Source organism: Aphanizomenon sp. UHCC 0183, assembly GCF_009712065.1.
GTDB classification, from domain to species: domain Bacteria; phylum Cyanobacteriota; class Cyanobacteriia; order Cyanobacteriales; family Nostocaceae; genus Dolichospermum; species Dolichospermum heterosporum.
In genome coordinates this window covers 105,730-120,000 of sequence record NZ_VILC01000002.1, presented here as the reverse complement: position 1 = coordinate 120,000, position 14,271 = coordinate 105,730, and the positions used below count along the sequence as shown (strand labels likewise).

Annotated in this window: 17 protein-coding genes; 10 read left to right on the top strand and 7 right to left on the bottom strand. The window is 37.6% G+C overall.

What is annotated here, in order from left to right:
- Nucleotides 1-651, bottom strand: a 651-nt coding sequence (locus tag FJR37_RS01210) for a hypothetical protein (protein WP_168465068.1), incomplete at its 3' end; no start/stop codon positions are given.
- 389 nt (nt 652-1,040) lie between these two features.
- Between FJR37_RS01210 and FJR37_RS01205 the strand changes: the two genes are divergently transcribed.
- Nucleotides 1,041-5,027 (top strand): magnesium chelatase subunit H, encoded by a 3,987-nt coding sequence (locus tag FJR37_RS01205; RefSeq protein WP_168465067.1) that lies wholly within the window; start codon nt 1,041-1,043, stop codon nt 5,025-5,027.
- Nucleotides 5,028-5,124: 97 nt separating this feature from the next.
- Here FJR37_RS01205 and FJR37_RS01200 read toward each other — a convergent pair whose 3' ends face one another.
- The gene (locus FJR37_RS01200; protein WP_168465066.1) at nt 5,125-7,773 is read right to left on the bottom strand and encodes a hypothetical protein; all 2,649 of its coding nucleotides are present in this window, start codon (nt 7,771-7,773) and stop codon (nt 5,125-5,127) included.
- Nucleotides 7,774-7,945: 172 nt separating this feature from the next.
- Here FJR37_RS01200 and FJR37_RS01195 point away from each other — a divergent pair, with 172 nt between their 5' ends.
- Both FJR37_RS01195 and FJR37_RS01190 read left to right on the top strand, forming a co-directional pair.
- Complete coding sequence (locus FJR37_RS01195; RefSeq protein ID WP_168465065.1) at nt 7,946-8,125, top strand: hypothetical protein; 180 nt, start codon at nt 7,946-7,948, stop codon at nt 8,123-8,125.
- Complete coding sequence (locus FJR37_RS01190; protein WP_168465064.1) at nt 8,074-8,397, top strand: hypothetical protein; 324 nt, start codon at nt 8,074-8,076, stop codon at nt 8,395-8,397. Before FJR37_RS01195 ends, FJR37_RS01190 begins: the two co-directional genes overlap by 52 nt.
- Here the strand turns inward: FJR37_RS01190 and FJR37_RS01185 are convergent.
- Both FJR37_RS01185 and FJR37_RS01180 read right to left on the bottom strand, forming a co-directional pair.
- On the bottom strand, nt 8,377-8,775 hold the full coding sequence (locus tag FJR37_RS01185; RefSeq protein ID WP_168465063.1) for a type II toxin-antitoxin system VapC family toxin: 399 nt from the start codon (nt 8,773-8,775) through the stop codon (nt 8,377-8,379). The genes FJR37_RS01190 and FJR37_RS01185 overlap by 21 nt on opposite strands.
- A gap of 6 nt (nt 8,776-8,781) precedes the next feature.
- Nucleotides 8,782-9,015, bottom strand: coding sequence for a hypothetical protein (locus FJR37_RS01180; protein WP_104388670.1), 234 nt, complete (start codon nt 9,013-9,015; stop codon nt 8,782-8,784).
- Between the two features lie 109 nt (nt 9,016-9,124).
- Here FJR37_RS01180 and FJR37_RS01175 point away from each other — a divergent pair, with 109 nt between their 5' ends.
- The gene (locus FJR37_RS01175) at nt 9,125-9,370 is read left to right on the top strand and encodes a hypothetical protein (RefSeq protein ID WP_168465062.1); all 246 of its coding nucleotides are present in this window, start codon (nt 9,125-9,127) and stop codon (nt 9,368-9,370) included.
- Nucleotide 9,371: 1 nt separating this feature from the next.
- On the opposite strand, the gene FJR37_RS01170 is transcribed toward FJR37_RS01175, so the two are convergent.
- Together FJR37_RS01170 and FJR37_RS01165 are read right to left on the bottom strand one after the other, a co-directional pair.
- On the bottom strand, nt 9,372-9,629 hold the full coding sequence (locus FJR37_RS01170; protein ID WP_168465061.1) for a type II toxin-antitoxin system RelE/ParE family toxin: 258 nt from the start codon (nt 9,627-9,629) through the stop codon (nt 9,372-9,374).
- 8 nt (nt 9,630-9,637) lie between these two features.
- The gene (locus FJR37_RS01165; RefSeq protein ID WP_168465060.1) at nt 9,638-9,853 is read right to left on the bottom strand and encodes a hypothetical protein; all 216 of its coding nucleotides are present in this window, start codon (nt 9,851-9,853) and stop codon (nt 9,638-9,640) included.
- Nucleotides 9,854-10,091: 238 nt separating this feature from the next.
- Here FJR37_RS01165 and FJR37_RS01160 point away from each other — a divergent pair, with 238 nt between their 5' ends.
- The 6 genes from FJR37_RS01160 to FJR37_RS01135 all read left to right on the top strand — a co-directional run bounded on the left by FJR37_RS01160 (nt 10,092) and on the right by FJR37_RS01135 (nt 13,389).
- A complete protein-coding gene (locus tag FJR37_RS01160) occupies nt 10,092-10,319 on the top strand; it encodes a type II toxin-antitoxin system HicA family toxin (RefSeq protein ID WP_235334821.1) in 228 nt (75 codons plus the stop codon).
- 1 nt (nt 10,320) lies between these two features.
- Complete coding sequence (locus FJR37_RS01155) at nt 10,321-10,533, top strand: type II toxin-antitoxin system HicB family antitoxin (protein ID WP_039200400.1); 213 nt, start codon at nt 10,321-10,323, stop codon at nt 10,531-10,533.
- A gap of 413 nt (nt 10,534-10,946) precedes the next feature.
- The gene (locus FJR37_RS01150; RefSeq protein WP_168465059.1) at nt 10,947-11,195 is read left to right on the top strand and encodes a hypothetical protein; all 249 of its coding nucleotides are present in this window, start codon (nt 10,947-10,949) and stop codon (nt 11,193-11,195) included.
- A complete protein-coding gene (locus FJR37_RS01145) occupies nt 11,188-11,499 on the top strand; it encodes a HigA family addiction module antitoxin (RefSeq protein WP_039201116.1) in 312 nt (103 codons plus the stop codon). The genes FJR37_RS01150 and FJR37_RS01145 overlap by 8 nt, the downstream gene beginning before the upstream one ends.
- A gap of 7 nt (nt 11,500-11,506) precedes the next feature.
- Entirely contained in the window at nt 11,507-12,082 is a 576-nt protein-coding gene (locus FJR37_RS01140; protein WP_039201117.1) for a Uma2 family endonuclease, read from the top strand.
- Nucleotides 12,083-12,213: 131 nt separating this feature from the next.
- On the top strand, nt 12,214-13,389 hold the full coding sequence (locus FJR37_RS01135) for a DNA cytosine methyltransferase (protein ID WP_168465058.1): 1,176 nt from the start codon (nt 12,214-12,216) through the stop codon (nt 13,387-13,389).
- Between the two features lie 13 nt (nt 13,390-13,402).
- Here the strand turns inward: FJR37_RS01135 and FJR37_RS01130 are convergent, their stop codons facing one another.
- A complete protein-coding gene (locus tag FJR37_RS01130) occupies nt 13,403-14,200 on the bottom strand; it encodes a hypothetical protein (protein ID WP_168465057.1) in 798 nt (265 codons plus the stop codon).
- Between the last annotated feature and the right edge of the window lie 71 nt (nt 14,201-14,271).

Sequence of the window (14,271 nt, the reverse complement as noted above, 5' to 3'; positions counted from 1 at the left end):
GAGACTAGTAGAGGAAAATCCTAATGGAATTGAAATATATCGTTCTGATAACGGTTGCTGACATATTTTTGAAAAGGATTGAATTTGGTCTTCGGCAAGATACATTCCTCTATATACCACTCCATTAAAGTCCTTTATTGAAGTGGGTGCGTTATGACTGTAATTAAATAAATCAATATTAATTAATTCTACTAGGAACACTACGCTGATAATTAGGCGTTCAAATTCTGTTGGCAGCTCACTTCGGAACACAAGATTCATGAATGAATAAATTTGTTCATAACCTTTTGCAGATGTGTACAAGCGAATTGCATCATAATCATCCGCAACCTTTTCGTCAGGAAGAAGTCGATCAATCCAGTTTCTTCGACTATTGATAAGTTTAGATAATCTCTTGGCTAATTCAGCATCATCTTCATCATTATCAAAACTAAGGCAATTTTCTTCCAATAAACTTCCTAAGTCGTTCATCAATTTATCATATTGATTCCAGTTGTGACGAATAAATACTATTGAATTGCGAACCAAGTTCATGCGTTCACGAACATTCTCCCCTTCAAAAAAAGGTCGGCTGCTTCCGAGCTTTCCACTTTGAAACAAATCTTTGTAATTTGTCCAATCTCCAAACCGATTTATTCTGTTAGATACCATGACAAACTCAACCTAAAGTTAACAGTTAACCTCTTAATTTAATCGACAACGAATCGCTAAAAATGTAAAAAGTTGCCCAACTCAAAACCAAAATATCACAATACTGTCAGTGTCAATACTTGATTACAGATTTTTTACATATTGATACTGTTCTATACTGTTATGTAAACAAAATTTAAAACCAGGTGAGAAAACCTTCATTCTTTGTTAAGATTCATGAATAAATATGTTGTTTTCTATATCATTTTGTGTCAGATATAGGACAAAACCCCCACAGAATCCGAGTTTTCTGCTAAAAAACTCTTATTGCCGAAAATAATTGCAGTTACAAACGGCCATATCAACCGTGATGAACTCCACAAAAACACGCCTTAAAGGAGCTTATTTGAATGTTTACCCAAGTCAAGTCCACTATTAGGCATATTGCACCTGACGATTTACGGGGACGTAAATTAATCAAGGTTGTCTATGTCGTGCTAGAATCCCAATACCAAAGTGCATTATCGCAAGCGGTACGGGAAATTAACGCTAATCATCCTAGCGTAGCCATAGAAATCAGTGGATACTTGATTGAAGAACTACGCAACTCTGAAAACTATGAGGAGTTGAAACGCGATATAGCCAGTGCTAATATATTCATTGCTTCTCTAATTTTTATAGAAGACTTAGCACAAAAAGTAGTTGCCGCAGTTGAACCCCATCGTGATAACCTAGATGTATCCGTTGTCTTCCCCTCCATGCCCGAAGTTATGCGCCTCAATAAAATGGGTAGCTTCTCCTTGGCGCAGTTAGGACAATCCAAGAGCGTTATCGCTAACTTCATGAAAAAGCGCAAAGAAAAATCTGGCGCTGGTTTCCAAGATGGAATGTTGAAGTTATTGCGGACACTCCCCCAAGTGCTGAAATTCCTACCAATGGAAAAAGCACAAGACGCGAGAAACTTCATGCTCAGTTTTCAGTATTGGTTAGGTGGTTCAGCGGAAAACCTGGAAAACTTCTTGCTGATGCTGGCTGATAAATACGTATTGAAAGGCGTAGAAAAAGAAAGCTTTGCTGCTGCTGAATACCAAGCACCAGTTGTTTATCCCGACATGGGGATTTGGCATCCTTTAGCGCCAAGTATGTTTGAGGATGTGCGAGAATATCTCAACTGGTATTCTGTCCGCAGGGATATTTCTAGAAATCTCAAAGACCCCCTTGCACCATGTGTAGGTTTGGTTTTACAAAGAACTCACCTAGTTACCGGCGATGATGCCCATTATGTGGCAATTGTCCAGGAATTAGAATCATTAGGTGCAAAAGTTCTGCCTGTGTTTGCTGGTGGTTTGGATTTCTCTAAACCAATAGAAGCTTACTTCTATGAACCCACAACTAAATTACAATTAGTAGATGCGGTAGTCTCTTTAACTGGTTTCGCTTTGGTGGGTGGACCCGCCAGACAAGACCATCCGAAAGCTATTGAAGCATTAAAACGGTTAAATCGTCCCTACATGGTTGCCTTGCCTTTGGTCTTCCAAACCACCGAAGAATGGCTAGATAGCGATTTGGGGTTACATCCCATTCAAGTGGCTTTACAGATTGCTATACCTGAACTTGACGGGGCAATTGAGCCAATTATCCTATCAGGTAAAGATGGGGCAACTGGAAAAGCGATCGCCCTCCAAGACCGGGTAGAAATTGTTGCCCAACGCGCCTTAAAATGGGCAAGTCTGCGCCGCAAACCCAAATTAATCAAAAAAGTTGCTATCACCGTTTTTAGCTTCCCTCCCGACAAAGGTAACGTGGGTACAGCCGCATATTTAGATGTATTCGGTTCTATCCATGAAGTCATGAAAGGACTGAAAAACAACGGTTACGATGTACAAGATATTCCCGAAACTCCCCAAGAGTTGCTAGAACAAGTAATCCACGACGCACAAGCACAATACAACAGTCCTGAACTCAACGTTGCTTACAAAATGTCTGTGCCAGAATATGAAGCACTGACACCCTACTCCCAACGCTTAGAAGAAAACTGGGGACCACCTCCCGGAAACCTCAACAGCGACGGACAAAATCTCTTGATTTACGGGAAACAATTTGGTAATGTGTTTATTGGTGTGCAGCCAACATTTGGTTATGAAGGCGACCCCATGCGGTTGTTATTCTCCCGTTCCGCAAGTCCCCATCATGGTTTTGCAGCTTACTACACCTATCTAGAACGGATTTGGGGCGCTGATGCTGTGTTACATTTTGGGACACATGGCTCTTTGGAATTTATGCCCGGTAAGCAAATGGGAATGTCCGGCGATTGTTACCCAGATCAACTAATTGGCTCAATTCCTAACCTGTATTATTACGCAGCTAATAACCCAAGTGAAGCTACAATTGCCAAACGTCGCAGTTACGCGGAAACAATTTCTTACCTGACACCACCTGCGGAAAATGCTGGTTTATACAAGGGTTTGAAGGAACTTAGCGAGTTAATTGCTTCTTACCAAACTTTGAAAGACACTGGCCGGGGCGTTTCCATTGTCAATTCCATCATGGATAAATGCCGCATTGTCAACTTAGACAAGGATATTGAGTTACCAGAAACCGATTCTAAGGATATGTCCTCGGAAGAACGGGATAACATCGTGGGTAGCGTTTATCGCAGGTTGATGGAAATTGAATCACGCTTGTTACCTTGTGGACTGCACGTAATTGGTAAACCTCCTACTGCCGAAGAAGCGATCGCCACTCTGGTCAATATAGCTAGTTTAGACCGACAAGAGGAAGAAATTCAAGGTTTACCCGGAATTATTGCCAAAAGTCTCGGTCGCAACATTGAGGATATCTACAAAAACAATGATGCCGGAATTTTGGCAGATGTACAACTACTACAAGATATCACCCTCGCTACCCGTGCGGCTGTTACAGCCTTAGTTCAAGAACAAATTGACGCAGAAGGTAGAGTGATAGCGGTTTCCAAGTTGAACTTCTTCAATATGGGGAGAAAAGAACCTTGGGTAGAATCACTGCATCAATCAGGTTACACCAAAGTAGACACCTCTGCATTAAAACCCCTGTTTGAATATTTGGAATTCTGCTTAAAACAAGTTTGTGCAGATAACGAACTCGGTGGACTTCTCCAAGGTTTAGCCGGTGAATATATTCTCCCTGGTCCCGGTGGTGATCCTATCCGTAATCCTGATGTATTACCCACAGGTAAAAATATTCACGCTTTAGATCCCCAATCTATCCCCACTTCTGCCGCAGTCCAATCTGCGAAAATCGTCGTTGATAGGTTGTTAGAACGGAACAAGTCTGAAAATGATGGCAACTGGCCGGAAACCATTGCCTGTGTCCTCTGGGGTACAGATAACATCAAAACCTACGGTGAATCCCTAGCCCAAATTATGTGGATGGTGGGAGTGCGTCCAGTTCCCGATGCTTTGGGACGGGTGAACAAGTTGGAATTGATACCCTTAGAAGAATTGGGTCGTCCCAGAATTGATGTTGTCATTAACTGTTCTGGTGTATTCCGCGACTTGTTCATTAACCAAATGAACTTGCTTGACCAAGGTGTGAAAATGGCTGCTGAAGCTGATGAACCTTTGGAAATGAATTTTGTCCGCAAGCACGCTTTGAAACAAGCTGAGGACATGGGCATAAATCTGCGTCAAGCTGCAACTCGCGTTTTCTCTAATGCTTCTGGTTCTTATTCTTCTAATATTAACTTGGCGGTGGAGAATAGCACTTGGGATAGTGAAGCTGAGTTACAGGAAATGTATTTGAAGCGCAAATCTTTCTCTTTCAATTCTGATAATCCTGGGGTTATGGATGAGTCGCGGGAGATTTTTGAAACTACTTTGAAAACTGCTGATGCAACTTTCCAGAATCTCGATTCTTCGGAAATCAGTTTAACAGATGTTTCCCATTATTTTGACTCAGATCCTACTAAGTTAGTAGCAAGTCTGCGTGCAGATGGCAAAAAACCTGCATCTTACATTGCAGATACAACTACTGCAAATGCACAGGTGAGAAGTTTATCAGAAACTGTGCGTTTAGATGCGCGGACGAAGTTGTTAAATCCCAAATGGTATGAGGGGATGTTGTCTCACGGTTACGAAGGTGTGCGGGAACTTTCTAAGCGGTTGGTAAATACCACTGGTTGGAGTGCGACTGCTGGTGCTGTGGATAACTGGGTTTATGAGGACACGAATGAAACTTTCATCAAAGATGAGGAAATGCAAAAGCGTCTCATGAATCTCAATCCTCATTCTTTCCGCAAGATTGTTTCTACTTTGTTGGAAATGAATGGACGCGGTTATTGGGAGACTAGCGAGGAGAATTTAGACCGGTTACGTGAGTTGTATCAGGAGGTAGAAAACCGGATTGAGGGTATAGAATAGGATTAGATGGGCAGGTTTTTTACCTGCCTATTTTTGTTTCGCGCAAAGTCGCTAAGGAGCAAAGGCGCAAAGTATAATAAATGTATTATTTTTTGGATTAGTATTTATATTTTTTGGCGGGAATAATTCCCAAGTTTTGACCCCAATCAAGAAGAATTCTTAAACGTCTTTTTATTGTGCTTTCTGTAAAATCACTTTGCAGGATATTTTGCATAATAGAAACTAATGATTTACCCTCTGAAACTGAAGACCAAATTTGAGTATAAGGATCTTGAATAAGTGAATCTATTACAACTTGACGTAATTCTTCTATAGACTCAAATTTAGGTGTTTCATGAGAAATCATTGATAATTTGTTTAAATCAATCAATTTTAATGATCTTTTATCGTTTTCAGGATTAAGTAATTGAATTGCAACTGATTCAAACTCACTCCAGCGTTGGGTAGGTAAGAAGATATTAGTTTTATTATTTAAAGATTCTAAATTGCCTAGTCTTTTAGTAATCTCTTTCCTATCAATTGTAGGTGAAATTAAATGATTATCTTTTTTAATCTCTTCGATCAGATAAAATTCTATCATCCATTTTTTAAGTATATTAGCATACTGATTCCATGTCTTTTCGTTAGCTTTTGTGAAAATAAATCTTTCTTGTAAATAAGTTAATAAATATGATTCTGACAATGAAAAGTAACCTTTTTCTGTAGTCCTTCTCATTATATCTGTAATCAAAGTATTGTTTATTAAGTTTTGACGAACATAATCCCCTAAATTATTTTGTTCAGAAACATCTTGTACACTCTTAGGAATAATCCATAAATCATTATATTTTTTCAATAATCCTACATTACAAAGTTCTTTGATTGTATGACTTTTTTTGTCTTTGTTTTGAAATAACAATTTTAAATCATTGTCAGATAATTGTTTATTGTATCCAAAGTTATTAATTAAAGTATGGAAAGCGTTAATTACTTGTTTTGGATAGAGACGATAGATAAAAGCTCTCCGAAGTTCAGGTTGTTTTTTATGAACTAAAAAATCTTTAAATACATCATTATAGATATCATAGGTACTTCCTTCTACTCTTAATAATCTACTATCAACTAACTTATGTATAACTTTAGATAAAAAAGGATCTTCGTCGAATAATCTTTCTAACTGTTGTCTATTAGCTGGAAGATATTGAGCCATTTTCGTTAAATAGTCTCTTTCTATCTCGTCCAAACCTTCAAGTTCTTCGTTAAACAAATCATCGAGTCCTAAACCTGAATCAAAAAAATCTCCTTGTATAACTCGATTTTTTTCCAACCAATGAACAATATGATCCATTGTCCGTTTAATTAACCAAGGAAATCCTTGTGCATATTCATAGACATAAGCTTTTAATTCATTATGAAGAGGTTTAATAGAATTTTCACTAATTTTATTGATTAGTTCTGCGGCTTCAGATGGTGATAAATCTTGTAACTCGTATGAGTGAGAAAGTTGATTAATGATCCCTAAGTCAATCTTTTTATCATCATAAGTTGTTAATACATCTGATTTTCTGGCTATAAATAAAAATATATTTGATCTCAACTCAGCAAAAATCTGTATTAAATTTTCATAAGCGTCAAATAAATCTGAATTACTAAATGTAGATTCAAATTGATCTATCATAAATATAGCAAACTGGTTATTTGTTAACTTACCAGCTAAGGACTGAATTTGTTGTTCAACTTCTCTCATATCACAAGGTGTTGAAGGTGAATCTGTAAATCTTTGAATTACACTAAACAGATGAATAATAGATTTAATATTCCTGGCATCATGTAACTCTAAAATATGACCTTTTTTTTCAAATTTACTATTAATATATGCAATAAATGAACTTTTGCCAACACCAGAACGACTTTTAATTTCAATAATATTTGATTTATTCTTCAATTCTAAATGCTCATTGATTCTATCAACTAATGTTTGCCTACCTACAAAAAATTCTGGTGCTGCTGGTAATCTATAATCAGTCCAACTTTGACTAAGAGATAATCCTTTACGAATAATATGGTTATCTTTATCAATTTGCTGGGTAAATTGACTGTGATCATCTATAATAGGATCTAATCCTGATAGTTCAGATATATGCTCTTTGAGTGATCGTGAATAATTCTGATCAGATAATAAAGTACCATTTTCTCTAAATAACGCAAATAGTGAAGCTCCAGTAGATTTAGAAGTAGCTACAAATTGAACCATAAAGATACCATTATCAGTAGCTAAAATATTGCAACTTAGTGGAAATAAACCTCTGTCTTCAATTTGTTTAGCCAGTGTGTATGGTTCAGGTAGTTTTAATTCTTTCCTAACTTTTTCAAATAGTTCTTTTCCTGTATAAACCTTAATGTCGTAAAAATTGAAATCACTAAGGGAGTTATAGTAATCTTCTGATTCCTTGGTAATACGACTAATAGATAAAAATAGCCCCGATAATTGCGGATCACGCATTTTTTGAGGTATATATTTACCACAAAAATGTGTGAATGGATTTTCACCTTGTTTTTGCTTTTGTGCTTTAGCTTCACCTAATACTTTGAACTTGCTAATCCTATGAACACCCTCTAAGTCATATTCTAAGCTATGTTTTTTTTGATTGAGTTTGATATCATAGCCAGTAGCATCTAAGTATCTACTCATAAGTTGTTCAAATAACTGCCCTTTATAATTATGGGCATTAGTAACACTTTGTTGACTATGGTAGAAAAGAAACATTTTTACCTTCCTATAATTAAAATATAAAGTTGTTAATTTCTTGTATTTATCAAGGGATAAAATTTGATACAAGTTATACTGTACTGATTTAGTCCAAGCATTTAGGCAAAACACACAGACATTATAATTATAATGTACGTTTAAGGAATTTTACGATTGTTTGTTGTAAAATTTGGGTATGTTTGGGGTGCGATCGCTGTTTGAGAATGTGGGGATGGTGCGATCGCTGTTTTGGGGTGTGGGGGTGCGATCGCTGTTTTGGGGATGTGTGGGGTGCGATCGCTGTTTGGGGATGTGGGGATGCGATCGCTTGTTGGGGATGTTGGGAGTGCGATCGCTTTTTGGGATGTGAGGGGTGCGATCGCTGTTTTGTGGATGTGGGGATGTGCGATCGCTGTTTGGGATGTTGGGATGCGATCGCTTTTTGAGGATGTTGGGGATGCGATCGCTTTTTGGGATGTTGGGGATGCGATCGCTTTTGGGATATGGGGGTGCGATCGCTGTTTGGGGATGTTGGGATGCGATCGCTGTTTGGGATGTTGGGAGTGCGATCTCTTATTGGGATGTGGGGATGCGATCGCTAAAATAGACTTCATTTACAAACTACCAAACAATAGCAACTAAACCTGAAGCAGTTATATTTTGATCGCACGTCAATAACCGTACAATTTCACCTTTACTGGCTAAAACTAACGCAGTTGCCGCAATTTGTCTATCGTGCATTTCATTAATAGAATATAAGCTCATAGTCATTTCAATAATATCTTGATCAAGGGGATAAATTACCACACGAGGATCAGCTTCTACTGCTAAAATTACATCTTTAGGGGCAGGAATAGATGTTCTACCTCTTTCTACAATCCAAACAGCCTCAGCTAGAGTAGTCGCAGGAATAACTAACTGTGAATTAGGATCACAAAGGATGGCTTTAGCATTTGCACCTAACTTTAAATTACCTTCAAGAAACCAGATTAAAGCATGAGTATCTAGGACATATTTCATAATTTATTATGACCAGTCTAAACTGTCCTCACTATCCCCATGAAATTCAGCAATTTCAAAATCTGCTTCTGTTGACTGGTTATTACCAGAAAACATACCAAACTTCATTATTTTATTTTTTGGGTGATTTTTTTCCCACTTTAAAAAAGTGACAATAACCAGACTTTCTGAAATATCAGATGGTAATTCTTTAAGTTCTACTTTACCATCTTTGTAAATTCCTTCAATTGCTTGCAACATAATTTTTACCATGAGCCAATTTAGCTGATGTTATTACTTTAAATATACACTATAGATAAGCGATCGCTGTTTAGGGGATGTTGGGAGAGCGATAGCGTTTAGGGGATGTGTGGGATGCGATCGCTTTTGGGATGTGGGGAGTGCGATCGCGTTTGGGGATATTGGGAGTGCGATCGCTGTTTTGAGGTTTGGGGAGTGCGATCGCTGTTTAGGGATGTTGGGAGTGCGATCGCTTTTTGGGGATGTGTGGAGTGCGATCGCTGTTTGGGATGTTGGGATGCGATCGCTTTTGGGGTGTGGGGGTGCGATCGCTGTTTGGGATGTTGGGAGTGCGATCACTGTTTGGGGATGTTGATCTAATAAATTTCCCTACGATGACCAATTCTAATGATAATGATTAATTGTTCTTCTATATCTAACTCATAAATAACTCGATAATCACCCACTCTTAACTTATAAAAACCTGACCATTGACCTGTAAGAGATAGAGGAGTTATCTGCTCAAAATTGAGACTTAACCATTGAATTTTATTCAGAATCCTCAGACGCACAACCTGATCTAAATTATCTAAATCAGTGATAGACTCTGATTCAAAACTTACAGAATAACTCATTTAACCATTTAACCTTCTATCCCATACCTTTTATAAATTTCGTCTAGAGGAATAGTAGGTCTTCCTTCTTGACGTTTACGCCGGATTTCCAATAAACTCTGCTTAAATGATTCTTTGATTTCCATACCCTCATCAGGATCACCGAAGTATTCATCTAGCATTTCATCTACAGTAGTACGGATTAAGTTTTGTAACTGTTCCGCCGTCATTTCTTTAATTTGCATAGTTGCTTTAAACAGTGAATTATAGGAATGATTATACCAGTTAAGAGAAAATAGTGGGATAACTCAAGGCGATCGCTTTTGGGATGTGGGAGTGCGATAGCGAAGCGCTGCTGCAAGCAGTTCCCTTTTTGGGATGTTGGGAGTGCGATAGCGAAGCGCTCCGCAGGAATCGCTTTTGAGATGTGGGGGTGCGATAGCGAAGCTGCTGCAAGCAGTTCGCTGTTTGGGATGTGGGGTAGTGCGTAAGCGTTGCGCTGCTGCAAGCAGTTCGCTGTTTGGGTTTGTGGGGATGCGATCGCTTTTGGGGTGCGGAATGTGGGATGAAAGAATTCGTGGTAGTCACCACATTTTTACAAAAGAAGGAGTTGAAGAAATCTTGAACCTTCAACCCAAACAAGGAAAAGCCAAAGTATATCAAGTTAAACAAGTCCGTGAAATGTTACTTAAATATCAGCTAGGAGGTTAAGATGACTCTGCGCTATGAAATTAATCTCTATTGGAGTGAAGAAGACCAAGCATTTATCGCAGAAGTTCCAGATTTACCGGGATGTGCTGCTGATGGAGAAACTTATCAAGAAGCACTGCAAAATATAGAAATTATTATGCAGGAATGGATAGAAACTGCTCAAGAGTTAGGTCGAAAAATTCCTGAACCTACACAGCGTTTAATGTCTGCTTAATTGATGCTTTTGGGGATGTGCGATAGCGAAGCTGACCGAAGGTATCGCTGTTTGAGGTTTGGAAGGTGCGATAGCGAAGCGCTCCGTAGGAATCGCTTTTGGGGTGTGGGAGTGCGATAGCGAAGCGCTCCGTAGGAATCGCTGTTTAGGAGTAAGTTGAAATTGCGATCACTTAAAATTAGGGGGTTGTGAGCGATAGCGAAGCGCTGCTGCAAGCAGTTCGCTTTTGGGAATGTGGGGTGCGATCGCTATTTCGGGAATGTTGGGAAGTGCGATAGCGAAGCGCTCCGTAGGAATCGCTTTTTGGTACTGTAATTATGGAATAAGCAATACAATGACTCCCGGTTCGCCTATTTTAAATTGAGTTAGAAAAAACCTGAACGATTTAATAGGGGTTTTAGCCTGTAATTCAAATGTACTATGACGTAGGCGATAGCGAAGCGCTGCTGCAAGCAGTTCGCATAAAAATAGAGTTTTTAGCACCGAGGGTAGTTCAAGCTAAATTTCGGGAAATCGCTAAAACCATTACGAAACCTAGATTTTCTATTTTTTTGGCAATTTCTCGAACTCCAAAAAAAATGAGCGAACCGGGAGTAATGATAGATATGTATGTCAGCATATGCTGTGGGCTGAAATATTCAAGGAGTATTAATTATGAATAATTGGCAAAATATTACTGATGAGAGATTAGCAAGGCCAATACATCCAGGTGAAGTAATTGCAGATACTTTAGATGATTTAGAAGTTAATTATCACGATTTTGCCGAAGTTTTAGGAATATCTCATCAAACAATTCAAGAAATTATTAATGGTGAAAAATCCATTACTGTAGATATTGCTATTCGTCTTGGTAAAGCTTTAGGTAATGGACCGAGACTGTGGTTGAATCTTCAGCAAAAAGTTGATGTTTGGGATGCTTTGCAAAGTCATCAAGAAGAATATAATAAAGTTATGACATTAGTGTAGAATAAATATGGATTTTATCACTCTCTATCTACCTCCATCAATTCAAATAACTGATGATCAATTTTTTGAATTATGTCAAATTAATGAATTAATCAAAATTGAACGTAATGCTGATGGTAGTCTGATATTAAAGCCTTTATTGGGTGGTATAACTGGCAATATTAATTCTGGTTTAATTGCTCAATTAGCAAATTGGAACGATGACAAATCACAAGGTGTAGTTTTTGGTTCTGATGTCGGTTTTATTTTACCAAATGGTGCGATTCGTTCTCCTAGTGCTGCTTGGATAAAGTTGGAAAAATGGAATAATTTAACTAAAGAAGAAAAGGAAAAGTTTCCTCCCATTTGTCCTGATTTTGTTATTGAGTTACTTTCTCCTAGTGATAGTTTGAAAACTACACAGGAAAAGATGAAGGAATATATAAATAATGGTGTACGTTTGGGTATATTAATTAATCGTAAATCTTGTCAGGTGAAAATTTATAGACCAGGTAAGGAGGTTGAGGTTTTAGATTCTCCTGCTACGGTTTCGGGGGAAGATGTTTTAAAGGGTTTTGTTTTGAATTTGGGGATGATTTGGTAATGTTTACAATTATTAAATCTATTTATCTCCAAAAAGTGATACACTTAATCTAACTAGTCATATATGAGCAAGTTCCTTATACATCTCATTATATAACTATTGATTTTAGTAATTGTTGGGGAACGACAAGAATGATAGATGGTAAAGCTATTTCTATTTCCTTATTTACAGGTGCTTTCGGTCTAGATTTGGGTATGGAACAAGCAGGATTTCATACAGTAAGTGTAGTAGAAAAAGACCGTGATGCTACAAAAACAATTGCGCTTAATCGTCCATTTTTGCAGGAAAGTGCTATTCCCAGAGAAATACAAAACGTCAGTTCTCAAGAATTACTTGAAGAAGGGGGAATGGTTTTAAATTTAGGACGTGCTTTACAACCAGGAGAAGTAGATTTAGTAACTGGTGGTCCACCTTGTCAGCCATTTAGTACCGCAGGGAAAAGAGGTTCAGTTATGGACCCTCGCGGTAGTTTATTCATGGACTTTGTTCGCATTGTTAAAGAAGTCCAACCCCGTTTTTTCTTAATGGAAAATGTCAAAGGTTTGCTTTCTGCTCCACTTCGTCATAGACCAATTAACCAAAGAGGAAAAGATTACCCACCCTTAGAAGTTGATGAAATAGCTGGTGCTGCTTTAAAAGTAGTATTATCAGAAATGAAGGAAATAGGCTACAACGTCGTTTATAACCTTTTAGAAGCCGCAGATTATGGCGTTCCACAGAATAGAGCGCGTGTAGTATTTATTGGTTCTAGAGATGGTGAAGCTGCTACATTTCCCATTCCCAAATATTGCAAAGATGGTAAAATTTTACCTAAATGGCGAACTTTAGAAGATGCTATAACAGATTTAGTTGATACAGAACGAGAATTTATGGCTTATCCAGAAAGTCGCTTAAAATATTTAAGATTATTGGAATCTGGACAAAACTGGAAGCATTTACCAGAGGAATTAAAACAAGAAGCTATGGGAGGTGCTTATAATTCGGGAGGTGGAAAAGTAGGTTTTTACAGAAGATTATCTTGGGATAAACCTTCTCCAACAATCACAACAAGTCCACACCAAAAAGCTACAGATATGTGTCATCCTGTAGAATTACGTTCTTTAACTGTCCGTGAATCTGCAAGAATTCAAACTTTTCCCGATGATTGGATTTTTTATGGTTCTGTCAGTTCTAAATACAAACAAATTGGTAATGCAGTTCCGGTATTACTTGCGAAAGAACTTGGGAGTTATCTTTTCAACTTAATTCAAGGAAACAAAGCAAAAGGTAAAGAGATATCTGAACAACTTTCACTTTTTTCTCTATAGATTTGGTAACTATTTATTTTGTGGCTAATTCAGCAAATGCTTGATCAATTTTCTGTAACATATCTCGGATATGATTTTCAACTAGATCATAATCCATGCAAATCATATTCCAAAATGGTTTACCAGCAATGCGAGGAATGTTACTTCTATTTGAAAAAGTCCATTTACCTAAATCAAAAGCTGCTATAAACAAAGAGTTTTTATGAATGCTTAATTCTTTTTTTGCTCTTGGTACTTGCGAACCAGTCAATGTTCCTTTTAGAGTTTTTAGTTGTGCAAACTTGACTGTTTCTTCCGAAAAAACTAGAATATCAATTCCAGTAATTTTAATTCCAAATTCAAATTCTGGGTTAATAATATAAGGACTAATATTAGATATTTTTTCCCAGAGACTTCCCATTGTTGTACTAAGGCTTCTTGTCACTGAGTTGCTAGTAACTAGCAATTTAGCTCCACAGAGTTCAAAAAGATTGGATGGGTTAGGATGATCCTCAATTCTTGAATTGTTCTTTTCAAAGTCAAGTTTTAACCACTCAATAAAATCGTCTGCGAATTTTTCAGTTTTACTACTAATTAACTGAGATTGTCTATCTAATTCTAAAACAGATCCATTCTGCTTGTCTTGTGCAATTTGATATTGAAAGTAAGCTGGTGCTATTGAGGAAATAATTTTTCCATATTTATATGCTATGTGTAAATCTTCATCTGCGATGTGAGTCACATCAATTAATGAAGCATGATGCAAAATTAGTGCTTTCCGTTCTTGGACAGAAAGTGGGATTAAAGTTTCAGCAGTTAATTCAGTAGACATACAAAGCTATATTTAACTTATTGAGCTTTCTTAGTATTACCCAAAATTACCCCCTAAACTGTCATATCTAC